Genomic DNA, 24,597 nt, shown 5'->3' with positions numbered 1-24,597 from the left:
TGCATCGACACTCTACGGCGTGAACTGGTAAACTAAGGCGAAATTTGTTTTGGGAGAATTAACTTGGAGTTAATGAACATTGCACGGGTCCGCTGGGCATGTCGCCGCGGAATGCTCGAATTGGACGTCTTGTTCCAGCCTTTCGTCGAAAATGTTTATCAGGATTTGTCGGATGACGACAAGGCCCTGTTTATTCGTTTACTCGAGTGTGAAGACCCTGAATTATTTGCCTGGTTTATGGGTCATGAAGCCTGTCCCGATGCAGAACTTGCCCGCATGGTAGTGCAAGTCCGTGGCAGAGCGGCGCCATAGTTTTAGCGTAAAAGCCTCTCGCGACCAGCGACTCTCGTTGGTCGTTTTTGTTTGTGTCTGCAGTACCTCTTTACTTATCTGGCCTGAAACGGACGTCGTATTTTGGCGTGTACTTAAGTTGATATTCGCCGTTTTAATCCTCGGATTCTTGGGCTATCAGTTATGGCGACTGAGAACTTGGCATTGCCGTTTTGAGCTCAATGGAAAAGGGGAAGGCTGGCTCTCAACAGGGGAGGCGTTTCATGTGCTCCCCAGAACTTGGGTAACGCCCTTTGTTTGCTTGGTTTATTATCAGTCCGCCGATAAGTTGTATCTCTTGCCCCTTTGGGCCGATATGTTTAGCGATACGGATTACCGCCACTTATGCCGACTATTACTTAAGGTTAAAACTCAGGCGGCGAGCCAGCGCGAATCTCTTTAATTCAACTCTGAATGGGTAAGTCTTATTTCTTGCGCACAGCCTAAATAAAACGGGCTAAATCTGAGTAGATTTAGCCCGTTAAACGTGTCACTTAAGCAACTCGGTTATTTTTCAGGTTGCAGAATTGTTGGTTGCGGTGAGTCAACTTTCTCTGGATGGTCGATATTGTAGTGCAGACCACGGCTCTCTTTACGATCCATAGCACAGCGGATAATCAGCTCCGCCACTTGCACTAAGTTACGCAGTTCCAGCAGGTTATTGCTGACTCTGAAGTTGCTGTAATACTCTTGGATTTCCTGTTGCAACATCAGGCAGCGGCGCAATGCACGCTCCAAGCGTTTATCCGAGCGGACGATCCCCACATAGTCCCACATAAAGAGGCGCAGTTCGTGCCAGTTGTGGGCAATCACCACTTCTTCATCGGAGTTGGATACTTTACTCTCGTCCCACGCCGGAATTTGCCCCGGTAATGGAATTTTGTGCATTTGGCTCTCAATATCCTGCGATGCAGCGCGGGCAAATACCAAGCACTCGAGCAGCGAGTTACTCGCCAAGCGGTTCGCACCATGTAAGCCGGTATAGGCTACTTCACCGATGGCATAGAGACCGTTGAGGTCGGTTTGGCCATGCAAGTCCGTCATTACACCACCACAGGTATAGTGGGCGGCAGGCACCACAGGAATGGCATCCTTAGTGATATCAATGCCCAGTTCCAAACAGCGACTGTAAATTGTTGGGAAGTGCTTGATGATAAAGTCGCTGTCTTTATGGCTGATGTCTAAATAGACGCAATCGGCACCTAAACGCTTCATCTCATAGTCGATGGCGCGGGCCACGATATCGCGGGGCGCGAGTTCGGCGCGCTCGTCAAAGTCAGGCATGAAGCGGCTGCCATCGGGGCGACGTAAATAAGCTCCTTCACCGCGCAGGGCTTCGGTCAGTAGGAAGTTACGCGCATCCGCATGGTAAAGGCAGGTAGGGTGGAATTGATTAAATTCCATGTTGGCCACACGGCAACCTGCGCGCCATGCCATGGCAATGCCATCACCACTCGCCACATCGGGGTTTGAGGTATATTGGTAGACTTTAGAACTACCACCTGTCGCTAATGCGACAAATTTTGCCTTAATGGTTTCGACCTGCTCGGCATTACGGTTCCACACATAAGCGCCTAACACGCGATTGCCTGGGCGATTTAATTTACGGGTAGTGATGAGGTCGATGGCGTTGTAACGTTCTAAAACTTGAATATTGGGGTGGGCGAGGGCGCGTTCTTGCAGCGTGGTTTGCACTTCTTTGCCCGTCGCATCTGCGGCATGCAGAATGCGTCTATGGCTGTGGCCGCCTTCGCGTGTCAAATGGTAGGGTGCGTCTTTGGCATTATCGCCAGCGGTTTCTTCTTTATCAAATGCCACGCCACATTCAATTAACCATTGCATGGCGCTCTTGGCGTTTTCTGCGGTAAAAGTTACCACTTCTTTATCGCACAAGCCGGCACCGGCCACTAACGTATCGGCCACATGGGATTCGATGGTATCACTTTCATCGAACACGGAGGCGATACCGCCTTGGGCGTAGTATGTCGACCCTTCCGAGAGTGGGCCTTTTGAGAGCAGAATTACGTTTGCTTTTTCAGCAAGATGCAAAGCTAGTGTCAGACCTGCGGCACCGCTACCTATGACTAATATGTCAGATTGGTGTTCAACTACTTGTTTCATCGGGTATCATGCTATGACTGAGAGTGCCATCTATGGTAAACCAACTCACCGATTATGGGTACTTTCCTTTTAACCTTACTTTTTTTGTATAATTCTTAGAACTTTTTCAAAGCACGCTAGTCTACATAAGTGAATATGATTCGAGCGACTGAGAAATCAGCATTTTAGATTTGGGAGAAGTCGGCTCGGATGAGTGGACAAATAAGTGATCAACAATTAGTTGAGCGCGTACAACGGGGAGATAAAAACGCTTTTAACCTGTTGGTGCTTAAATATCAGAGTAAAGTAGTGAGCTTGATTTCACGCTATGTGCGTAACCAAGCCGACGTTACCGATGTGGCACAGGAAGCGTTTATCAAAGCTTATCGAGCTTTGCCAAACTTTCGCGGAGAAAGTGCGTTTTATACCTGGTTGTACCGCATAGCCGTAAACACGGCTAAGAATTACCTCGTGTCACAGGGGCGCAGAGCGCCTGCAAATGATGTGGATGCCGAGGATGCCGAATACTACGAAGGCAGTGATGCGCTAAAGGAGTTTGCCTCCCCAGAGCGACTAATGTTATCGGACGAAATCAAAAAAGTGGTTTTCGAGACGTTAGAAACCTTGCCGGAAGAATTACGTATGGCGATTTCGCTACGCGAACTCGATGGGATGAGTTACGAGGATATTGCCATCATCATGGATTGCCCCGTGGGGACTGTAAGATCTCGTATCTTCCGCGCCCGTGAAGCAATCGATAAAAAACTCCAGCCATTACTGGAAGAGTAACACCCTTAAATTTAGACAGGTGAACAATGGATAAATTAGGTCAAGAATGGGTATCTGCCGCTGTCGATGGAGAGACAGATCTGCAGACTATGGCAGAACTTGCTGCCGATACGCATTCACATAATAAATGGCGTAACTATCATGTGATAGGTGATGCTATGCGGGGTGAATTGCCCCAGGCTATGGCGTTAGACCTTTCCGCCAGTATTGCAGCTGCAATCGAACTTGAGCCTGCCATTGTCTCGCCTCAAGTGAGCGCACCTGAAGTTACAGAGGCTCCACAGCAAGTCGCCGTCAATGCTGGCCAAAGCCGCGTTGTGCCCTTATTCAAGCAGTTTGGTCAGTATGCGATTGCCGCTACTGTGGCCATGTTCGCCATCGTAGGCGTACAGAACTTTAACCAAACAGCTGATGATGCCGCATCGCCATCGCCTGTGCTCATTACCCGTCCCCTAGTTGGTAGTGCGTCGCCTGTGAGCTTGCAGACAGGTCCAGTGCAGCAAAACCAGAGCTACACTAATGACCAAATGAATGAGCAACGTCGCCGAATTAACACTTATATTCAGGACCATATGTTGCAACAACGATTGAATACGGGTGCCGTTGTAGAAGACAATAGCGAGGTTATCCCCGTTCCTGTCAATCAGTAGTAAGGAGTTAGCTTGCGTCTAATCCTGTTGGCTTTGTTAGCCTTGGTATTCCCTGCAGTGGCGCAGGAAGATATGCCTGCCAAAGTCTGGCTTGAGAAAATGAGCCAGGCTTTAAAAGAGAAAGAGTTTAAAGCATCGATTATACAACTTCAGGCCGACCATATTCGGCCTTTGGTTTATCTTCACGGTAAGGTGAATAATCAAGAAGTTGCGTTTCTTGAGTACCTCAATGGCCCGCCAAAAAATGCGGTCAGAGTGGGCAATCGAGTCACCTTTATCGAACACGATCAACCCGCCTATAGCATCCTTTCTAATCATATTCAGGGCGTATGGCCTGCGGCTTTCTCGTCAAAGATGAGTGATTTAGAAGTGGGTTATCAGTTTGTGCTCGGTGGTCGTACGCGTATTGCGGGACGTCCCGGTCAAATGATCCGTTTATTGCCAAATGATGAATACCGTTACGGTTTCCAAATTTGGCTGGATATGGACACCTATCTGCCCCTCAGATACGACATGCTAACTCAAGATAAACAATTACTTGAACAGCTGATGGTGATTGAGCTGATTGAGTTAAATGAGCCGCCATCGATTTTACAGGAAGCCTATAAGCAAGAATGGCCAGCGGTTATCGATCAGGCTGAACGCCAAGATGGACAAAATTGGCAGTTTTCTTGGTTACCGGCAGGATTTAGTGTAGTGGTGCGTGATCACCACCGTTTGATTGGCAGTCACGAGGCGGTTGAATACATTGCCTTAACCGATGGCTTAGCCAATATTTCTGTCTATGTCGCACGAGCAGGTTCCACGCCATTACCCGAAGAGTTAATCACTCGTAATGGCTTGTCTTTGGTATCTGAAAAAGTGGGTAATGCTGAAGTAGTTGCCGTGGGTAAAGTGCCAACCGAAACCTTAGCCCGTATCGCAAAAAGTCTGATGTTAGAATAAGGCCTCTTATTATGATGGAAGAAGTTGCGCGGGTTGTCGCCTGCGATAATCAAGGTTGGCTGACCGTCGAGGTTGAGCTTAAAAGTACTTGCAAGAGCTGCAGCAGTAGCGAGTCTTGTGGTACGTCGGCGGTGGCTCAGGCTTTTTCGGCAAAGACACAACAATTCTCCATTCAAAGTGAACGAAACTGCGAGGTTGGCGAACTGCTAAAGCTCGGTTTGCCTGAGAGCGTGATCCTGAAAGCGGCGGCCTTAGTTTATTTGATGCCGCTGCTTGGTTTATTTGCTGGCGCGGTATTTGGCCAGTTTTTCGCAGGTTTGTTGGAAATCAATTCGGATCTCAGTGCGATAGCATTTGCTGCCTTAGGTGCGTTAGCCGCTTGGTTCTTTGGAAAGCACAAGGCAAAACAACTTGAAGTCGATTCGCAACCTGTCATTTTGGCTTATTTAGGCTCAGGGATCAGTTTAGAAAAATTACCCTTTTAATTTCATGTTGTTATTGATTTTAATCTGGCAATAAACTCCCGCTGAGAGCCACATTTTCCGACTTAAAGAGAAGGATGAGTGAATCTGATTGGTATTGAAACCGCAATCAGGTACAATTTCGCACCTTTGAACCGTATCCATTTTTCAGTATTAGTCATAGCAGCATAATGAAACACATTAGAAACTTCTCAATTATTGCCCATATCGACCATGGTAAATCGACGCTATCAGATCGTCTTATTCAGGTTTGTGGTGGGTTAAGCGACCGTGAAATGGATGCGCAAGTTCTTGATTCTATGGATCTAGAGCGTGAGCGCGGTATCACGATTAAGGCCCAGAGCGTTACGTTGGAATACAAAGCCAAAAATGGCGAAACTTACCAACTTAACTTTATTGATACCCCTGGCCACGTTGACTTTTCCTATGAAGTATCTCGTTCATTAGCCGCCTGTGAGGGCGCGCTGCTCGTGGTGGATGCGGGTCAAGGCGTTGAAGCTCAAACGCTCGCGAACTGTTACACCGCGCTGGATATGAATCTGGACGTGGTACCTATCCTGAACAAAATCGACTTACCCCAAGCCGATCCTGAGCGCGTAGCCGCTGAGATTGAAGACATAGTGGGTATCGATGCGATGAACGCTGTGCGTTGCTCGGCCAAAACCGGTGTGGGTATTGACGAAGTATTAGAAGTCATCGTTGATCAAATTCCGCCGCCAGAAGGCGACCCAGAGGCGCCGCTACAAGCGCTTATTATCGACTCTTGGTTTGATAGCTACTTAGGCGTTGTTTCTCTCGTACGTATTAAAAACGGCGTGCTGAAGAAAGGTGACAAGTTTAAGGTGATGTCTACCGGACAAAACCACACCGCAGACCGCGTGGGTATTTTCACACCTAAACAAACCGATAAAACTGAGCTGAAAACCGGTGAAGTAGGTTTCGTTATCGCGGGTATTAAAGAAATTCACGGCGCACCAGTGGGTGATACCTTGACACTGGCTAAGCATGGCGCTGAAAAGCCATTACCCGGCTTTAAGAAAGTTAAGCCTCAGGTTTACGCCGGTGTGTTCCCAATTTCGACCGATGAATATGAAAACTTCCGCGATGCGCTGAACAAACTCAGCCTCAACGATGCGTCATTGTTCTTCGAACCTGAAAGCTCATCAGCCCTAGGTTTTGGTTTCCGTATTGGCTATTTAGGCCTGCTCCACATGGAAATCATTCAAGAACGTTTAGAGCGTGAATACGATCTTGACCTAATCACGACTGCACCTACCGTAGTGTATGAGGTGCTGTTGACCAGTGGTGAAACCATCTATGTTGATAACCCAGCAGACTTGCCAGCGATTAACAACATCGAAGAGATGCGTGAACCTATCGTTGAAGCTAACATTCTGGTGCCAAAAGAATACTTAGGTAACGTGATTACCCTGTGTATCGAAAAACGTGGTACCCAAGTGAACATGGTTTACCACGGTAATCAAGTGGCCGTGACTTACCACCTGCCAATGGCAGAAGTGGTGATGGACTTCTTCGACCGCTTAAAATCGACCAGCCGTGGTTATGCATCGTTAGAATACAACTTCATCCGCTTCGATCCTGCGGACATGGTGCGCTTAGACATTCTGATCAACGGCGACCGCGTAGACGCATTAGCGATGATTATTCACCGTTCAAACATTCGTCACCGTGGTTTAGCGCTGGTTGAGAAGATGAAAGAGCTGATCCCACGTCAGATGTTTGATATCGCGATTCAAGCCGCTGTTGGCAGCCAAATTATTGCCCGTTCTACCGTAAAAGCCCTACGTAAAGACGTAACGGCGAAGTGTTATGGTGGTGACGTTTCCCGTAAGAAGAAACTCTTGAATAAACAAAAAGAGGGTAAGAAACGGATGAAACAAGTGGGTAACGTTGAGGTGCCACAAGAGGCGTTCTTAGCGGTACTTAAGCTAAACGAGTAACACTCGAGATAACACAATTTAGCTATTATTGCGCCGCAGTTTGCGGCGCTTTACTTAGCTTATCGTATGTTTTGTGGTGTTTTTTTAGAAATACGGTAAGTTAACTAAAGTTCGCGAGTCGAAATACAATAGTCGCTGAGTTTGGATCTTTACATTTCAAGGCAGGAGTTCAATAAGCAATGGCAGCCTATTTTTCCATTATTTTAGTGCTAGTCACCCTGATTTCAGGGCTGATCTGGTTAATCGATGTGCTGGTATTTGCGCCTAAACGCCGCGAAAGCTTAGCCTTAGCCAAGGCTTCGCAGGCTAATTTAACCGAGGAAGCCGAATATAACATCATCCGCGAACCCACAGTGGTTGAAACCGCGCATTCCATCTTCCCTGTGATTGCCTTCGTGTTGATCCTGCGCTCGTTTATTTACGAACCATTCCAAATTCCCTCAGGCTCTATGATGCCAACCCTGTTAGTGGGGGATTTTATTCTGGTTGAAAAGTTTAGCTATGGCCTAAAAGATCCCGTATGGCGCACTAAACTGATTGAAACGGGCGAGCCGAAACGTGGCGATGTGATTGTGTTTAAATACCCTGAGAACCCTCAGATTGACTACATCAAGCGCGTGGTGGGTTTACCGGGCGATAGGATTATTTACCGCAACAAGCAGTTGATGATCCAAAAAGCCTGTGGCGCAGAGCAAACCCATTGCCCAGAGCCAGAACTGGTGGCGCGTACCGAAATCAGCCGTGGTGATTTCAGCCAAGATGGTGTGCCATTAATGCGTTTTAAAGAACAACTCGGTGAAGTGGCCCACGATATTTTAATCAATCCAAGCCGCCCCGATATGCTGGGATACTTCAAGCGTGAAGCTAACTTACCCGCGGGTGAGTTCCTTGTACCCGAAGGACATTATTTTGCGATGGGTGACAACCGCGATAACAGTACCGACAGCCGTTTCTGGGGCTTTGTCCCAGAAGAGAATCTTGTCGGTAAAGCGGTCGCTATCTGGATTAGTTTCGAGTTTGACCGTTCTAAAGCCGACTTCCTGCCAACTTGGGTGCCAAGTGGGGTACGTTTTGAACGAGTAGGTGGAATTCACTAGTATGGAACCGATTAAAAATTTGCCACGTTTGTGTCGTACTTTGGGTTATGAGTTCAAGAACCTTGAGCTTCTCACCCAGGCATTGACCCACAGAAGTGCGGCAAATAAGCACAACGAGCGGTTAGAGTTTTTAGGCGATTCGATTTTATCGATTGTGATTTCTGACGCCTTATACCATCAGTTTCCTAAGGCGACTGAGGGTGACTTGAGCCGGATGCGTGCCACCTTAGTGCGTGGTGATACGCTCACCTTGATTGCTAAGGCCTTTAAGCTTGGGGATTATTTATTCTTAGGCCCCGGCGAGTTAAAGAGCGGTGGTTTTAGACGTGAGTCTATCTTAGCCGATGCGGTCGAGGCGATTATCGGCGCAATCTACTTAGATTCCGATCTCGAAGTGTGCCGTAAGCTGCTACTGCATTGGTACGCCGAGCGTTTGGCCGAGATCCAACCCGGCGTGAATCAAAAAGACGCTAAAACCTTACTGCAAGAATATTTACAAGGGTTAAAGAAGCCGCTACCCGATTACCAAGTAATCAATATAGAAGGCGATGCCCACGATCAAACATTCACCGTTGAATGTCGTATAGATGACTTGAGCGAAAGCGTGATTGGCGTAGCGAGTTCGCGCCGTAAAGCCGAGCAGATTGCCGCGGCTCAAGTATTGGAGTTACTGAAGAAATGACCAAAAAAACAGACTTGCCAGCTGTCGATGCCGCTAACGCGAGCAATGAGCCGAGCTTAGATGAATTACTGGCAAGGATGAATGCAGCGAGCGCGGCGGCGCCGTCAGTTCACTATGATGTGACCTACTGTGGCATGGTGGCCATTATTGGGCGCCCTAACGTGGGGAAATCGACCCTGCTGAACCGTTTGCTTGGGCAAAAGATCAGTATTACCTCGAAAAAGCCGCAAACGACGCGTCATCGCATCATGGGTATCCATACCGATGGTCCACGCCAAATCGTGTTTATCGACACACCGGGTCTGCATATTGAAGAGCAGCGTGCGATTAACCGTCTGATGAACCGTGCGGCGGCGAGCTCACTTGCCGATGTGTCTATGGTAATTTTTGTGGTCGATGGTATGACATGGACCGCCGATGATGAGATGGTATTAAGCAAACTTCGCCGTGGCGGTGAAGAGCGTAAAACCGTTTTAGCCATCAACAAAGTTGATAATATCAAAGACAAAGAAGCTCTTTTCCCTTATTTGGAAGAAGTGGCCAAGAAGTATCCCTTCGATGAGATCCTGCCGATTTCAGCCAGTAAGGGCACCAACGTTAAGCGCATTTTAGAGATGGCGGCGGAGTCTCTGCCCGAGAATCCCTTCTTCTTCCCCGAAGACTATGTGACCGACCGTTCGCAACGTTTTATGGCTTCTGAAATTGTCCGCGAAAAACTGATGCGCTTTTTAGGTGATGAATTACCCTATGATGCGACGGTTGAAATTGAGCAGTTTAAGATGATGGAAAACGGCGTTTATCAAATCAACGCCCTGATCTTGGTCGAGCGCGAAGGCCAAAAGCGGATGGTGATTGGTAGCAAAGGTGAGCGCATTCGTACCATCGCTACGCAAGCGCGCCTCGATATGGAAACCTTGTTTGATAACAAAGTGTTCCTCGAGGTGTGGGTGAAGGTCAAATCCGGTTGGGCCGATGATGAGCGCGCCCTGCGAAGCTTAGGTTACGGTGACGATTAATTGTTACTAATAATAGGCCGAGCCTGACCATGAACGAGCGCGCAGACCGATGAAACGGGGCTATGTTTTGCATCATCGCCCTTACCGGGAGTCTAGCGCGCTGGTCAATCTCTTGGTTGACGGTATTGGTCGTGTCGATGCTGTCGCGCGAGTCGGGAGTGGAAAACGTTCCATCAAAAGTATCCTCCAGCCCTTTCAGCCGCTGATTTTTGAATTTAGCGGTAAGTCTGAACTCAAAAACATCAGCCAAATTGAAGCGGCCGCGCCAGCCGTGCCTTTATCGGGTTATAGCCTGTATGCCGGCATGTATATCAATGAATTGCTGATGCGCACTCTGTCGGTTCACCATAATGCCGAGGCGTTATTTCTCATCTACCACCAAGCCTTAGTAGGACTTGCGGCGCAGTTTTGTGAATCGAAGCTGCGGTACCTTGAGCTGGCGCTCTTGCGGGAACTTGGGGCCATGCCATCCCTTATTCGCGATACCCAAGGCGAACCGCTGATCCCTGAACATTACTATCAACTCGTGCCAGAACTGGGTTTTCAATTTGTGCTGAACAGCAGGGCAAAGCATACCTATCAAGGCGCGATGTTAACCGCGCTTAACGATAATCAATTGTTGCAAGAGCAGTTTTTAGAGGCTAAACGGTTGATGCGCTCTATGCTGCACCCCCTGCTCGGAAATAAGCCGCTGGTGAGCAGGCAGTTGTTTATTCAAGCAACAGCCTCTAGCAGAGATGGGAATAATTAGCCCTAGCTCCTGTTTTTTACTGTCTGTCCCAGTACAATAGGGCGCAAATCAGCGTTAATTCTAGCCTTACAAACATAAAGGAGTTCCCGATGAGCCGTATCTTATTGGGTGTTAATATCGACCATATTGCGACCCTGCGTCAGGCCCGTGGCACCAGTTATCCCGATCCTGTCCATGCGGCTGCGGTTGCCGAGCATGCGGGTGCCGACGGTATCACGATTCATTTACGGGAAGATAGACGTCATATTATCGACCGCGATGTGTATCTGCTGGCAAAAACCTTAAAGACGCGGATGAACTTTGAGTGTGCAGTGACTGAAGAAATGCTCAACATCGCCTGCGAAGTCAAACCAACCTACGTTTGTTTAGTCCCTGAAAAACGTCAAGAAGTGACGACTGAGGGCGGTTTAGATGTGGCTGGTCAATTAGATAAAATCACTGTAGCTGTAAGCCGTTTAGCCGCCAATGGTATTCAAGTGTCACTGTTTATTGATGCCGATAAGACGCAAATCGATGCCGCAGTTGCCTCTGGCGCGCCACTTATCGAAATCCATACCGGTTGCTATGCCGACGCTAAAACAGCTGAGGAAGAGGCCAAAGAGCTTGCGCGTATCAGCGAAATGGCGAAATACGCCCATGGCAAAGGCTTAGTCGTGAATGCGGGCCACGGGCTGCATTATCACAATGTTAAGCCGATTGCGGCGATCCCTGAGCTGTATGAACTCAACATTGGCCATGCCATTGTCGCGCGTGCGGCCATTGATGGATTAGCGACAGCGGTTAAAGACATGAAAGCGCTGATGTTAGAAGGTCGTCGAGGCGAATAATGGCAATCGTTGGGCTTGGCACTGACATAGTTGAAATCGAGCGTATCACGGCCCATGTGGCACGTTCCGGCGATAAGCTGGCTAAACGTGTACTCACGGAGGCTGAGTTCGAAATCTATCAACAGCATAGCCAACCGAGCCGTTATTTGGCTAAACGCTTTGCCGCCAAAGAAGCCGCAGCTAAGGCCTTGGGGACGGGAATTGGTCGAGGGGTATCTTTTCAGCATATCCATATCGGGAATACGCCCGATGGTGCGCCGACGATTGATTTTACACAAGGGGCACAGCAGCGTTTAGCTTTGCTCAACGGCGTGGTTGGACACATTTCAATCGCGGATGAAAAATCCTACGCCATTGCGACGGTAATCCTCGAATCGCGCTAGTTTCTAGCCCATTAGCACAAAGGGAGCCTTAGCTCCCTTTTTTATTGTTCAAATTGCATGGCAACATTTTTGTTACTTTTTTCTGTTCAGTTTCGCATTTTTGGGCTAGGTTAGGTCAAAAGTGGTATCTAGACACTAATTTGCAGGGACACAGCAAAAGGAGCCCCAGATGAAATCCGCCGTAGAGCAGCTATCAACCTATAAGAGTGTGCATTTAAATCAGCGCAACATACTTACCCATTTCGTTGGTATTCCATTGATTATATGGTCTGCTTTCCTATTGCTGGCGACTATCCGTATTCCACTTGGCAGTGCGGGCGATGTGAGTTTAGGTGTGATTTTAGGGGCAGGTGTGCTGGTTTATTACTTTCGCTTACATGCAAAGTTAGCGATTGGCCTAGCTTTATTTATCGCCCCCGTCGTTTATACCACTGAGCTCATGGCAGACTCTCCCAACGCCTTCTGGTTGGCTATATCGGTATTTATCGTGGGATGGATTTTCCAATTGATTGGCCACCAATACGAGAAGGCTAAACCCGCTTTTGTGGACGATTTAAATCAACTACTAATAGGTCCATTTTTCTTGATGGCCGAAGTGTATTTTATCTTGGGGTTAGAAAAGGCGTTAGATGCCGAGATTACACCTATCGCTATCGAGAAGCGCAGGGCGCTCGAAGCACGTCTAAAGATGCAAAGCGTTAAATAATTTCTTGGGGGAGAAGGAAATCGGCTGATTCCATTTGGATTCAGCCGATTTTTTATCTGGGAACGTTAGCGCGGTGACTGATAATGCTGCGGAATGATACGTACTGTTTTGACCATATTGTCAGCAACTTCAATGACTTCTAATGGATAACCAGCTAGGCGAAGGCTAGTGTTTTCGGCGGGGATATCTTCTAAATACTCTAAGATCAAGCCATTGAGGGTTTTAGGGCCATCGGTTGGGAAGTCCCATTTCATTTCTTTATTCAAATCACGGATAGTGATACTGGCATCGACTAAGTAGCTTCCATCCTGCTGGGCGGTAATGTCTTCACTCGGTGTGGCGAGCATAGAGGTGGTGAAGTCACCGACAATTTCTTCGAGAATATCTTCGAGCGTCACCAATCCTTGAATATCTCCGTATTCATCAACCACTAGGCCGATACGCTCTTTATTGTGCTGAAAGTTGGCCAATTGCACATTGAGCGGTGTTCCCTCGGGAATAAAGTAGAGTTCTTTTACCGCACGGAGCAATGAGGACTTACTGAACTGCTCTTTTGATTGCAGGCGCAGTGCGTCACGCAGATGAATAAAGCCGACGGCATCGTCAATGGTATCGCGGTATACCAACACTCGAGTATGTGGGCTTTGGATCACTTGGCGATTGATAAATTTAAAATCATCGTTGACGTTAATCGCGTAGATATCCGAGCGCGGTACCATAATGTCTTCAACGGTCACCTTTTCTAAATCGAGAATCGATAACAGCATCTCTTGGTGGCGTTGGGGGATCAAGGCGCCAGCCTCATGTACAACCGTCCTTAACTCTTCTTGGCTAAGTGCATCGCTGCTGCTGATGGTTTTGATGCCAAAGAGGCGCAGTATGCCTGTGGTTATCCAGTTAACGCTGGTGACGACATAGGCAAAAATCGTTGATAGACCAATGAGTAAAATACTCGATGGGAAGGCAATGCGTTCAGGGTTTAAGGCTGCGATAGTTTTGGGGGTGACTTCGGCAAAGACCAATACGACTAAGGTCAGCACCCCTGTGGCGACCGCGACGCCTAAATCGCCCCAAAGGCGCATACCAATAATGGTCGCAATGGCCGATGCGAGAATATTAACCAGGTTATTGCCTATCAGAATTAAGCCAATTAAGCGGTCTGGTCGTTCGAGTAACTTGAGGGCACGTATGGCACCTTTATGGCCGTTTGAGGCGAGATGTCTTAACCGATAGCGGTTAAGGGTCATCATGGCGGTTTCAGAACCAGAAAAGTAGGCAGAACAAAGGATAAGCACTAGTAAAAAAATGAGGAGTGCGCTTGTCGATATAGCGTCCAAAAATAGGCTCCAATCAGGCCGATAAGTATAAGTTGATACCGAGAAATAAACGGGGTGTCAAGTCAGCTCAGGGAATAAGCGCCTAAGCTGACTTGAAATTATTAACTAAGAATTAACTCTTTGACAATCCGAGCGCCAAAATAAGCTAAGGATAACAAGGTCGCGCCGGTTAAGGTGTAAATGACCGCGGTGCGAATTTTACAGCCGACCCAATACTGCTGCCATAGCATGGCGATATACACAAACCACGCGATGATAGACAGAATCGCCTTATGGCCTTTGCCATCGGCAAACATATCATCGAGGAAGATAAAGCCTGTTGCGAGGGATAAACTCAATAAAATCACCCCAATAATTACAAGATGATAGAGCTGCTTTTCTACCGTCATCAACGGCGGAATGCCTGGGCTTAGCATTAATTGTTTTTTCTTGAGTTTATTTTGGATCATCGCCAACTGAATCGCGTACAGGGCAGCGATCATCAGGGCGCTGTATGCCATGAGAGAGAGCACAACGTGGGCCAAGACCTCAGGGTACAGCTCAAAGTGAGTAATAAACTTAGGTGGCAATAACCAGAGTAGGGCTACAGAGAGCACAGAGCAGGCGTAAACCACGGGTACAACCACAATCACTTTTAGCCTAAACATCATCACGGTAAAGGTGAAGGCGATGATCCAGTTCACTAACGAGATCACATTAGTGAGGCTGAAGTTTTGCCCATCGGTCGTAAACATCGCTTGAGAAAGGGCTGCAGCGTGCAAAATCACGGCGATGGCGGCGACACCGGCAACGGCCTTTCGATTAGGACCTTCAGGGTGGAACAGTCGACTTGTCACTAATACCAATGCAATGCAATAAAAAAACATGGCTGAGGCAGAAAAAATGACCATGGGTAATTAACCTATTCGTGTTGTTAATGGTGCCTTAAAAACGGGGCATACAGATCAATATTTTGCCTAGAATAACATGAGCCGTCGGCAAATGGGCAGTGACATAAGTTGCAAAATTTAGCAGATTCTTATTGTTAGAGGTAAATAGTCGTAGGCGAATCGCAAAATATGACCTAAAGCAGGTTAGTTGCCGAAGTTAACGCAAGTAGGGCATAGCAGTAGCATAATGCGCCCGCATCGTTATAATACAGCCCATTAATCGAGATCCTAAAGGTATAGAGCAGGACGATGTTTGAGAATCTAACCGACAGACTGTCACGCACGCTGAAGAATATCAGTGGCCGTGGTCGCTTAACCGAAGAAAACGTTAAGGAAACCCTGCGCGAAGTGCGTATGGCGCTGCTGGAGGCCGATGTTGCCCTGCCTGTGGTGCGTGAATTCGTTAACAATGTAAAAGAACGTGCCGTTGGTCAGGAAGTGGCGAAGAGCTTAAGTCCTGGTCAAGCCTTTATTAAGATTGTTCAAAGTGAACTTGAAAAATCCATGGGCGAGGCAAACCAAGCTCTGGATTTAGCCACTCAGCCGCCAGCCGTGGTGATGATGGCAGGTCTTCAAGGCGCGGGTAAAACGACCAGCGTTGCCAAACTGGGTAAATTGCTGCGTACGCGCCATAAAAAATCGGTACTCGTCGTCAGCGCCGACGTTTATCGTCCTGCGGCGATTAAACAGCTTGAAACCTTAGCGACTGAAGTCGATGTGGAGTTCTTCCCATCGGATGTGAGCCAAAAGCCAATCGATATCGCCAAGGCGGCCATTGCCCACGCTAAACTCAAATTTATCGATGTGGTGATCCTCGACACCGCGGGTCGCCTGCACGTCGATGAAGCCATGATGGATGAGATCAAGGCGCTTCACGCGGCGGTTAAACCGATTGAGACACTGTTCGTGGTCGATGCCATGACGGGTCAAGACGCGGCAAACACGGCCAAAGCCTTTAACGAAGCGCTGCCGCTCACCGGTGTGATTTTAACTAAGGTCGACGGTGATGCGCGCGGCGGTGCGGCATTATCGATTCGCCACATTACCGGCAAGCCGATTAAATTCCTCGGTGTCGGCGAGAAGACCGATGCCCTAGAGCCTTTCCATCCCGACCGTATCGCCTCACGTATTCTCGGCATGGGCGACGTATTATCGCTTATCGAAGAAGTTGAGCGCGGTGTCGATAAAGACAAGGCGATGAAGCTGGCTTCTAAAGTGAAGCAGGGCGGCAGTTTTGATCTCGAAGATTTCCGCGAGCAGCTACAGCAGATGAAAAACATGGGCGGCATGATGAGCATGATTGAAAAGCTGCCCGGTGTGGGTCAATTGCCACCGGATGCCTTAGCGCAAATCCAAGACGGTAAAATGACGCGTCAAATGGAAGCCATCATTAACTCAATGACGGCCAAAGAGCGTAAAAACCCCGATTTAATCAAGGGCTCACGTAAGCGCCGTATCGCTGCGGGTTCTGGTACGCAAATTCAAGACGTTAACCGTTTATTGAAACAGTTTACCCAAATGCAAAAGATGATGAAAAAGATGTCGGCCAAGGGCGGCATCCAGAAGATGATGCGCGGAATGCGTGGCATGATGCCTGGTGGAATGAAATTTCCTGGTCGTTAATTCTAGCGATTTTCATCAAAGTTGATGTTTTATCAGTTGGTTGATTCTATTTGAAATGAAGCGGGCAATCCTAAGGCAGGTTTAATAATCGCCAGATTTGGTTGCATTCGTTGAAAAGTCAGGTAAAATCTTCCGGCTTTCTATCTGGGACTCTTCGCGAACACGGGGTTCCAGTTTTTATTTTTGCTTCAAGCAAATCATTAGAGGATTGAAAACGCATGGTTACCATTCGTTTAGCTCGTGGTGGCGCTAAAAAGCGTCCATTTTACAACATCGTTGTTGCTGACAGCCGTAACGCTCGTGACGGTCGTTTCATTGAGCGTGTTGGTTTCTTCAACCCATTGGCTCGTGGCCAAGAAGAAACTTTACGTTTAGACCTAGCTCGCGTTGAGCACTGGGTTGCGAACGGCGCTGCGACAACTGATCGCGTAGCAAAATTGATCAAAGACGCTAAAGCAGCTGCTTAATAGCGTTAAGGTATAGATTGATGAGCAGTAACCAACAGCCAGTCGTACTGGGGAAATTAGGCTCCTGTCATGGCATTAAAGGTTGGCTGAAAATCACCGCCTATACCGATTCTGTTGAAGGTATCTTTGACTATTCACCTTGGCTTATTAAAGAAAATGGTGAATGGCGTGAAGTAAAAGTCATTCAGTGGCGTTACCAAGGCAAGGCGGTTGTCGCCGAGCTTGAAGGTGTCACCACGCGGGAGCGAGCACAAATGCTCACCAATTGCGAAATTGGGATCCTGCCAGAGCAGATGAACGCATTGCCAGAAGACGAGTTCTATTGGCGTGACCTCATCGGTTGTGAAGTGATTAATACCAATGGCTATAACATGGGTGTTGTCGATCAAATCGTGGAAACCGGTTCGAACGACGTGCTCTTAGTGAAAGCCAACGCGAAAGATAGCTTCGGCAAAGTGGAACGTATGCTTCCCTTTGTCCCAGGGCAATTCATCTTAAAGGTGGATGTCCAAGGTAAACAGATTTTAGTGGATTGGGATCCTGACTTTTAAGTCGAGGTACAACATATGTGGTTAGGGGTAATAACCCTGTTCCCAGAAATGTTTCGTGCCGTAACAGACTTTGGGGTTACGGGTCGTGCCGTGAAGAACGGTCTGCTTGAGTTGCACACGTGGAATCCTCGCGATTTCACCCATGATAGACACAGTACGGTAGATGACAGGCCTTACGGCGGTGGTCCCGGTATGTTGATGATGGTGCAACCCTTACGCGATGCCATCCATGCTGCGAAAGCGGCGGCAGGCGAAGAGGCAAAGGTGATTTACTTGTCACCTCAAGGACGCAAGCTGGATCAGCAAGGCGTTACTGAGTTGGCTGAATCATCCCGGTTGATTTTGGTGTGTGGTCGATACGAAGGTATTGATGAACGCATCATTCAAACGGAAGTGGATGAAGAATGGTCTGTTGGGGATTACGTGCTTTCGGGCGGCGAATTACCTGCAATGACCTTGATAGATGCAGTATCGAGATTGGTTCCTGGCGTGCTAGGAAAACAAGCTTCGGCGGAGCAAGATTCTTTCTCCGACGGTTTACTGGACTGTCCTCATTACACGCGCCCTGAAAGCTTAGATGGACTCGATGTACCCGCAGTACTGCTAAGTGGCAACCACGAACAAATTAGACTCTGGCGTTTGCAGCAAAGCCTTGGTAGGACTTTTCTAAGACGGCCAGAATTATTTGAAAATCTAGCTCTGACTGACGAACAATCGACTCTTTTAGCGCAGTTCGTTGAAGCAATGGACAAGAATGCTTAGTCGTAGCTCAGTTAATTCTAGAACGGAGTAAGTTATGAACAACATCATTAAAATGCTCAACGATGAGCAAATGAAACAAGACGTACCTGCGTTTGGTGCTGGTGATACAGTAGTAGTTCAGGTTCGTGTTAAAGAAGGTGATAAAGAGCGTTTACAGGCTTTCGAAGGCGTTGTAATTGCTAAGCGTAACCGTGGTCTGCACTCTGCATTCACAGTACGTAAAATCTCTAATGGCGAAGGTGTTGAGCGTGCATTCCAAACGCACAGCCCTCTGATCGCTAGCATTGAAGTTAAGCGTCGTGGCCGCGTTCGTCGCGCCAAACTGTACTACTTACGTGATCGTTCAGGTAAATCTGCACGTATCCGTGAAAAGCTGGCTACTAAGTAATAGTACCCGCTACAGAAAACAAGACGTAGTGTTCGCACAGAAAACCGCCCTCGTGGCGGTTTTTTGTTGTCTGACGTTTATCTATTTAGCCATTTCGAGTGCGTTTCGAGTTAACTGCCGATTTTGTTAAATTCTTCCTTGATCTTCTGCCAATAAATAGGCATATTGGTCGCTCGCTGTAATGGTGTAGCGTTACAGTGTTACATGGTGGCCTCGGCTATTTATTCTTCCCCGCAGCAGTTTGAGATCCAGATTCCTGCTCACATGGGGATATGACTTCAGTTTTAGGTGGTAAGCATGCAACAGGATACGATCAATAACGTACACATCAGTTCAGAGAAAGTTCTTATTACACCGCAGGAGCTAAAAGCGGCCCTGCCACTCTCTGAGCACGCGTATCGTTACATCCTCAATGCACGCAAAACCGTGGCGGATATTGTCCATAAGCGCGATAACCGCGTGCTTATCGTCACCGGACCTTGTTCTATCCATGATATCGATGCCGCCAAGGAATACGCTTTAAAGCTTAAAAAATTACACGATGAACTCAGCGATGAGTTTTACATCCTGATGCGAGTCTACTTTGAGAAGCCACGTACCACAGTGGGTTGGAAGGGGATGATTAACGATCCTGATATGGACGAGTCCTTCGATGTTGAGAAGGGGTTAAAGATGGCCCGTGAGCTGATGATTTGGCTGGCCGAACTCGAACTGCCTGTGGCAACCGAAGCGCTCGATCCTATCAGCCCACAGTACATCTCGGAATTAGTCACTTGGTCGGCCATTGGTGCTCGCACGACTGAGTCGCAAACCCACAGAGAAATGGCGTCGGGTTTATCTATGCCCGTCGGCTTTAAAAATGGCACAGATGGAAAGCTTGATGTAGCAATTAACGCGCTGAAATCGGCGGCCAGCAGCCACAGATTTATGGGGATTAACCAGCAGGGCCAAGTGGCATTATTGCAAACCGCGGGAAATCCAGATGGACATGTGATCCTGCGTGGCGGCGCCACGCCAAACTACGATGCAAAGAGCGTTGCCGAGTGTGAAGCGCAGTTACATAAAGCCAAACTCAATGCTCGCCTTATTATCGATTGCAGCCATGGTAATTCTTCTAAGGACTACACAAGGCAAGTCCCCGTGTGTGAAGATGTATTTGCCCAGATTTACAACGGCAATAAATCCATCATTGGCGTGATGTTAGAAAGCCATTTAAATGAAGGTAATCAGAGTTGTGATAAACCATTGAGCGAATTGGCCTATGGGGTTTCTGTGACAGACTCCTGTATTAATTGGGAAAAAACCGAAAGCGTTTTACGTGCGGGCGCATCGAAGTTATCTTCGGTATTAGCAACGCGTTTCGATATGCTCAAAGTGGCCAATGCTTAAGAGTCAATCTTAAGAGCCGAATGTTTAAACACCTTATTTTAGGTGTGTAGTGGACTGATAAGATGAACGAAAAAACCACAACTGAATTAGAACACCTTCGTGGACTCATCGATGGTGTCGACCAGCAATTGCTGCATTTACTGCGTAAACGCTTAGATTTAGTCGCGCAGGTGGGCACGGTTAAGCACGCTGCAGGCCTGCCAATTTATGCGCCGCAACGTGAAGCGGCAATGTTGGCAAAACGCCGCGAAGAAGCCAAAACCATGGGCATTGCGCCGCAACTTATTGAAGATATTTTGCGCCGCTTGATGCGTGAGTCCTATCTCAACGAGAAGGATGTCGGCTTTAAGCAAGTGAAAAACGATCTCGGTTCAGTCGTGATTGTTGGTGGTAAGGGTCAGCTTGGTGGACTGTTCCAACAAATGCTGTCGCTCTCGGGTTATCAGGTCAAAGTGTTGGATAAAGACGACTGGCAGCAAGCGGAAACTTTATTTGCCGATGCCGGATTGGTATTGGTGACTGTGCCTATCGCCATCACCTGCGACATTATCCGTGAGAAACTGACCCAATTACCGCAGGAATGTATCTTAGCCGACTTAACCTCGATCAAGACTGAACCTATGAATGCCATGTTGGCCGCTCACAAGGGGCCCGTTGTCGGCTTTCATCCCATGTTTGGCCCTGATGTTGGCAGCTTGGCTAAGCAGGTGGTGGTGGTGTGCCATGGCCGCGAAGCCGATAAATACCAATGGTTGCTCGAGCAAATTGGAATTTGGGGCGCACGGATTGTCGAAGCTGAGCCTGAACGTCACGACAATGCGATGCAGCTGGTACAGGCGATGCGCCACTTCTCGACCTTTGTGTATGGCTTGAATCTTTGCAAAGAAGAAGCGGATATTGAAACCCTGCTGCAATTTAGTTCACCTATCTATCGCTTAGAGCTCGCCATGGTAGGGCGTTTGTTTGCCCAAAGCCCTGAGCTCTATGCCGATATTATTTTTGCCCAGCAGGATAGCCAGCATGCGATTGGCGATTATTTGGATAACTACCGCGAAGCATTAGAGCTACTGAAACGGGGCGATAGGGACGCGTTTATCAGCCAGTTCCAAACGGTTGCAAAATGGTTTGGTGATTTTGCTCCGCAGTTTCAGCGTGAAAGCCGCATGATGCTGCAATCGGTCAGTGATATGAAAACAAACTGATAATGAATGAGTTAGCCATAAAAATGCCCATCTTTGATGGGCATTTTTTTAGGTTTTTCAGGCTGATTTCACCCTGTTAATTAGCAATTGCTGAAGGTGATCTCTCTCTAAGATTTCGCATTCGAACCAAGAAAAGGCTATCGCTTATTTACGGTTTCGGTAGACTTATTTTAAACATGCAAAAATAAAGCATGAATTTAAATTAGGAGTCTATCCATGTTTTGTATTCAGTGTGAGCAAACTATTCGTACCCCAGCTGGCAACGGTTGTAGCTATGCCCAAGGCATGTGTGGCAAATTGGCCGCGACCTCGGATCTGCAAGATTTGTTAATCTACATGCTGCAGGGAGTTTCAGTGTATGCGACTAAGGCGCGTGAACTGGGCGTCATTAACCCTGAGGTGGATACCTTTGTTCCTAAAGCTTTTTTCTCGACCTTAACCAACGTCAACTTCGATGATGAGCGCATCATCGCCTATGCCAAGCAGGCCAGTGAGTACCGTGAAAGTTTAAAGAATGCCTATGAAGCGGCGTGTGAAATTGCGGGTAAACGGGCTGAATCGCTCCCTCCTGTGGCGCAATTTGTACTGGGTACCAGCAAGCCTGAAATGTTGTCTCAAGCACCAGTCGCCTTACTCAATAAAGATAAAAATGAGATCCACGAAGATATCCTTGGGCTGAGACTACTTTGCTTATATGGCCTTAAAGGGGCGGCGGCTTACATGGAGCATGCCCGTGTATTAGGTAAAACCGATGCTGAGATTGCAGGTCGCTTCCATGAGATCATGGCGTTTCTTGGTGAGCCGAGTGTCGATGCCGATAAACTGTTCACTACAGCCATGGATATTGGTCAGCTGAACTACCGTATCATGGCCATGCTCGATGCGGGCGAGACCGAAGCCTTTGGTCATCCTGAACCGACGGTCGTCAACACTAAACCCGTTAAAGGAAAAGCGATTCTGGTTTCTGGCCATGATATGAAGGACTTAGAGCTTATCCTCGAGCAAACTGCAGGTAAGGGCATTAATGTTTATACCCATGGTGAAATGCTGCCTGCGCTTGCGTATCCTGCCTTTAAAAAATATGCCCATTTAGTGGGTAACTACGGCAGTGCATGGCAGAACCAGCAAAAAGAATTCGCTAATTTCCCCGGCGCTGTAGTGATGACCTCAAACTGTATTATCGACCCTAATGTGGGCCAATATAGCGACCGTATCTTTACCCGCAGTATCGTGGGTTGGCCTGGTGTGACCCATGTAATTGGGGATGATTTTTCAGTTGTAATCGACAAGGCGCTCGCACTCGATGGCTTCCAATACGATGAAATTCCACACAATATCACCATAGGTTTTGCCCGTAATGCCTTAATGGCCGCAGCGCCGACTGTGGTGGAAAACGTCAAAAACGGTTCTATCAAACACTTCTTCTTAGTCGGAGGTTGTGATGGTGATAAGTCGGAGCGGAGTTATTTCACCGATTTAGCGAAATCGGCGCCAAAGGATTCCGTCATCCTGACCTTGGGTTGTGGTAAGTACAAATTCAACAAGCTGGAATTTGGCGATATCAACGGTATTCCGCGCTTACTCGACATTGGCCAATGTAACGATGCCTATTCGGCTATTCAGTTAGCTATTGCACTATCACAAATCTTTGAATGCGATATCAATGAATTACCATTGAACCTCGTGCTTTCATGGTTTGAGCAAAAAGCCATTGTCGTGCTACTGACGCTGTTGTCGCTCGGGGTGAAAAACATCCGCACCGGCCCAACACCGCCGGCGTTTTTAACGGCTAATCTTGCCAAAATTTTGGAAGAAAAATTTGGCCTGCGTAACACCACCACAGTTGAAGCCGATCTGAAGACCATGTTGAACGTGGCCTAGGCCGATTTATGCATGGAGTCACTGCGGCTTTCGCGCTAAAGCCGCAGTGTTATGGATACAAAGACGATGAATATCAGTACTATGCAAAATATCATGCCAAGTCCCGCTTTATCTTCTGCGCCTGCAAGTGTTGTGGGTTTTAGCCAGTTAGTGTGTGTGGAGCGCTGGAACGAAACCGCCGATGTGGTGAGTTTTCGCTTTCAAGCCGGTGAGCCGATGAAGTTTGATTATAAGCCGGGGCAATTTATGACCTTAGTGCTAGAGATCAACGGTGAGCAGGCTTGCCGCAGTTACACCTTGTCCTCAACCCCTTCGAGACCTTACTCCTTAATGTTAACCATTAAGCGAGTCGATGGTGGACTGGTGTCGAATTACTTGATTGATCATTTACAGCCGGGGCAAACGGTACGCGTCTTACCGCCAACGGGGCAGTTTAATCTGTTTGATATTCCTGCCAAAAAATACCTATTTTTGAGTGCAGGCTGTGGGATCACGCCCATGTATTCGATGTCGCGTTATTTGACCGACAGCCAAATGAATGCCGACATTGCCTTTGTGCACAGCGCTCGCACCCAGGCCGATATTATTTTTAAAACCTCATTAGAGACCATGGCAACGCGCCATCGAGATTTTAAGTTGCGTTATATTGTTGAGGATGTCACCGCTGACACGGCTTGGCATCCCGAGGCGGTATTACATGATGTCGGCCGTTTAAGTGCCGATAATCTACGAGATTTAGTGCCCGATTTTGCCGAGCGAACCGTGTTTTTGTGCGGCCCAGAGCCTTATATGCAGGCGGTCAAAACGATTCTAGCTGAGCTTAACTTCGATATGACTCAGCTGTATCACGAGAGTTTTGCCACTGCGGTGAAAGAGGCGCAATCCCGCGTAAAACAGGCAGAAATGCAGACTGAAGCGGCAGTGAGTGGCAGTAACAGCTTTATGTTATCCATTGGCGATAAAAAGCGGGCTTTAACGGCCGAGCAAACCTTGCTTGAGGGGATTGAAGCCGAAGGCTTACCGATTATTGCGGCCTGCCGTTCGGGCGTATGCGGCGCGTGCAAATGCCAAGTGCTCGAAGGGGAGACTGAGTCCACAAGCAGTATGACCTTAACACCTAACGAAATCGAAGCTGGATATGTGTTAGCTTGCTCGACTAAACTCAAATCGGATGTGACGCTGTCTCTGACCTGACATTAGGGCGTGTTGACGTTTCAGGGTTATTTTTGCGGCAATTTGGCTAGCTTTTATGCAAGGCAAAGTCCGTGCAGTGTAGTTATTCTACATAAACGGACGATAACGCCGCAGAAACGTCAGTCAAATGCTGCCCGAAGGGTTTGTCTGGCAAG

General features: G+C 47.9%; 26 protein-coding genes. 23 read left to right on the top strand and 3 right to left on the bottom strand.

Annotation, left to right across the window (positions count from 1 at the left end; all coding sequences use genetic code 11):
• Positions 1-63: 63 nt before the first annotated feature.
• Both N5E87_RS15405 and N5E87_RS15400 read left to right on the top strand, forming a co-directional pair.
• Complete coding sequence (locus tag N5E87_RS15405; protein WP_084294861.1) at positions 64-312, top strand: succinate dehydrogenase assembly factor 2; 249 nt, start codon at positions 64-66, stop codon at positions 310-312.
• The gene (locus N5E87_RS15400) at positions 293-733 is read left to right on the top strand and encodes a protein YgfX (RefSeq protein WP_176370316.1); all 441 of its coding nucleotides are present in this window, start codon (positions 293-295) and stop codon (positions 731-733) included. Before N5E87_RS15405 ends, N5E87_RS15400 begins: the two co-directional genes overlap by 20 nt.
• Positions 734-837: 104 nt before the next feature.
• On the opposite strand, the gene nadB is transcribed toward N5E87_RS15400, so the two are convergent.
• Positions 838-2,451: an L-aspartate oxidase gene (gene nadB / locus N5E87_RS15395; RefSeq protein ID WP_086903302.1), complete on the bottom strand. Its 1,614-nt coding sequence runs from the start codon at positions 2,449-2,451 to the stop codon at positions 838-840.
• Positions 2,452-2,640: 189 nt separating this feature from the next.
• Between nadB and rpoE the strand changes: the two genes are divergently transcribed.
• The 12 genes from rpoE (at position 2,641) to N5E87_RS15335 (ending at position 12,719) form a co-directional block, all read left to right on the top strand.
• Entirely contained in the window at positions 2,641-3,219 is a 579-nt protein-coding gene (gene rpoE, locus N5E87_RS15390) for an RNA polymerase sigma factor RpoE (protein WP_011623604.1), read from the top strand.
• A 26-nt stretch (positions 3,220-3,245) separates the two neighbouring features.
• Positions 3,246-3,869, top strand: a complete 624-nt coding sequence (locus tag N5E87_RS15385; RefSeq protein ID WP_086903303.1) for an RseA family anti-sigma factor — start codon at positions 3,246-3,248, stop codon at positions 3,867-3,869.
• Positions 3,870-3,881: 12 nt separating this feature from the next.
• Positions 3,882-4,814: a MucB/RseB C-terminal domain-containing protein gene (locus N5E87_RS15380; protein WP_086903304.1), complete on the top strand. Its 933-nt coding sequence runs from the start codon at positions 3,882-3,884 to the stop codon at positions 4,812-4,814.
• Between the two features lie 11 nt (positions 4,815-4,825).
• The gene (locus N5E87_RS15375; protein ID WP_086903305.1) at positions 4,826-5,299 is read left to right on the top strand and encodes a SoxR reducing system RseC family protein; all 474 of its coding nucleotides are present in this window, start codon (positions 4,826-4,828) and stop codon (positions 5,297-5,299) included.
• Between the two features lie 167 nt (positions 5,300-5,466).
• Positions 5,467-7,257, top strand: coding sequence for a translation elongation factor 4 (lepA, locus tag N5E87_RS15370; protein ID WP_011717874.1), 1,791 nt, complete (start codon positions 5,467-5,469; stop codon positions 7,255-7,257).
• Between the two features lie 179 nt (positions 7,258-7,436).
• Positions 7,437-8,354, top strand: a complete 918-nt coding sequence (gene lepB / locus N5E87_RS15365) for a signal peptidase I (protein WP_086903306.1) — start codon at positions 7,437-7,439, stop codon at positions 8,352-8,354.
• Position 8,355: 1 nt separating this feature from the next.
• On the top strand, positions 8,356-9,036 hold the full coding sequence (gene rnc / locus N5E87_RS15360; RefSeq protein WP_011626882.1) for a ribonuclease III: 681 nt from the start codon (positions 8,356-8,358) through the stop codon (positions 9,034-9,036).
• Positions 9,033-10,052 (top strand): GTPase Era, encoded by a 1,020-nt coding sequence (era, locus tag N5E87_RS15355; RefSeq protein ID WP_011623597.1) that lies wholly within the window; start codon positions 9,033-9,035, stop codon positions 10,050-10,052. The genes rnc and era overlap by 4 nt, the downstream gene beginning before the upstream one ends.
• A 49-nt stretch (positions 10,053-10,101) precedes the next feature.
• Entirely contained in the window at positions 10,102-10,803 is a 702-nt protein-coding gene (recO, locus tag N5E87_RS15350) for a DNA repair protein RecO (protein ID WP_086903307.1), read from the top strand.
• Between the two features lie 89 nt (positions 10,804-10,892).
• Positions 10,893-11,630: a pyridoxine 5'-phosphate synthase gene (gene pdxJ / locus N5E87_RS15345; protein WP_011626880.1), complete on the top strand. Its 738-nt coding sequence runs from the start codon at positions 10,893-10,895 to the stop codon at positions 11,628-11,630.
• A complete protein-coding gene (acpS, locus tag N5E87_RS15340; RefSeq protein WP_011626879.1) occupies positions 11,630-12,013 on the top strand; it encodes a holo-ACP synthase in 384 nt (127 codons plus the stop codon). The genes pdxJ and acpS overlap by 1 nt, the downstream gene beginning before the upstream one ends.
• Positions 12,014-12,182: 169 nt before the next feature.
• Positions 12,183-12,719: an Mpo1-like protein gene (locus N5E87_RS15335; RefSeq protein WP_086903308.1), complete on the top strand. Its 537-nt coding sequence runs from the start codon at positions 12,183-12,185 to the stop codon at positions 12,717-12,719.
• Positions 12,720-12,784: 65 nt separating this feature from the next.
• Here N5E87_RS15335 and N5E87_RS15330 read toward each other — a convergent pair whose 3' ends face one another.
• Together N5E87_RS15330 and ccsA are read right to left on the bottom strand one after the other, a co-directional pair.
• Positions 12,785-14,056 (bottom strand): CNNM domain-containing protein, encoded by a 1,272-nt coding sequence (locus tag N5E87_RS15330; protein ID WP_011717867.1) that lies wholly within the window; start codon positions 14,054-14,056, stop codon positions 12,785-12,787.
• 101 nt (positions 14,057-14,157) lie between these two features.
• Positions 14,158-14,946: a cytochrome c biogenesis protein CcsA gene (gene ccsA, locus N5E87_RS15325; protein WP_011623590.1), complete on the bottom strand. Its 789-nt coding sequence runs from the start codon at positions 14,944-14,946 to the stop codon at positions 14,158-14,160.
• 288 nt (positions 14,947-15,234) lie between these two features.
• On the opposite strand from ccsA, the gene ffh reads away from it, so the two are divergent.
• The 9 genes from ffh (at position 15,235) to N5E87_RS15280 (ending at position 24,442) form a co-directional block, all read left to right on the top strand.
• Entirely contained in the window at positions 15,235-16,608 is a 1,374-nt protein-coding gene (gene ffh / locus N5E87_RS15320) for a signal recognition particle protein (RefSeq protein WP_011623589.1), read from the top strand.
• A 218-nt stretch (positions 16,609-16,826) separates the two neighbouring features.
• Positions 16,827-17,075 carry a 30S ribosomal protein S16 gene (rpsP, locus tag N5E87_RS15315; RefSeq protein WP_011071566.1) on the top strand — a complete coding sequence of 83 codons (249 nt, stop codon included), beginning with the start codon at positions 16,827-16,829 and terminating at the stop codon, positions 17,073-17,075.
• Between the two features lie 20 nt (positions 17,076-17,095).
• Entirely contained in the window at positions 17,096-17,626 is a 531-nt protein-coding gene (rimM, locus tag N5E87_RS15310) for a ribosome maturation factor RimM (protein WP_086903309.1), read from the top strand.
• Positions 17,627-17,641: 15 nt separating this feature from the next.
• Entirely contained in the window at positions 17,642-18,388 is a 747-nt protein-coding gene (trmD, locus tag N5E87_RS15305; RefSeq protein WP_011623586.1) for a tRNA (guanosine(37)-N1)-methyltransferase TrmD, read from the top strand.
• A gap of 34 nt (positions 18,389-18,422) precedes the next feature.
• Positions 18,423-18,776 (top strand): 50S ribosomal protein L19, encoded by a 354-nt coding sequence (gene rplS / locus N5E87_RS15300; protein ID WP_006080791.1) that lies wholly within the window; start codon positions 18,423-18,425, stop codon positions 18,774-18,776.
• A 297-nt stretch (positions 18,777-19,073) separates the two neighbouring features.
• The gene (locus N5E87_RS15295; RefSeq protein WP_011623585.1) at positions 19,074-20,165 is read left to right on the top strand and encodes a 3-deoxy-7-phosphoheptulonate synthase; all 1,092 of its coding nucleotides are present in this window, start codon (positions 19,074-19,076) and stop codon (positions 20,163-20,165) included.
• A gap of 62 nt (positions 20,166-20,227) precedes the next feature.
• Positions 20,228-21,367: a bifunctional chorismate mutase/prephenate dehydrogenase gene (gene tyrA, locus N5E87_RS15290; protein ID WP_086903310.1), complete on the top strand. Its 1,140-nt coding sequence runs from the start codon at positions 20,228-20,230 to the stop codon at positions 21,365-21,367.
• Positions 21,368-21,583: 216 nt separating this feature from the next.
• Positions 21,584-23,248: a hydroxylamine reductase gene (gene hcp, locus N5E87_RS15285; RefSeq protein ID WP_086903311.1), complete on the top strand. Its 1,665-nt coding sequence runs from the start codon at positions 21,584-21,586 to the stop codon at positions 23,246-23,248.
• A gap of 66 nt (positions 23,249-23,314) precedes the next feature.
• On the top strand, positions 23,315-24,442 hold the full coding sequence (locus N5E87_RS15280) for a hybrid-cluster NAD(P)-dependent oxidoreductase (RefSeq protein WP_256657259.1): 1,128 nt from the start codon (positions 23,315-23,317) through the stop codon (positions 24,440-24,442).
• Positions 24,443-24,597: the final 155 nt, after the last annotated feature.

Origin of the sequence: Shewanella sp. GD03713 (assembly GCF_029843705.1) — a bacterium.
In the GTDB taxonomy this organism is placed as follows: Bacteria; Pseudomonadota; Gammaproteobacteria; order Enterobacterales; family Shewanellaceae; genus Shewanella.
This window is presented reverse-complemented; position numbering and strand designations above follow the sequence as displayed.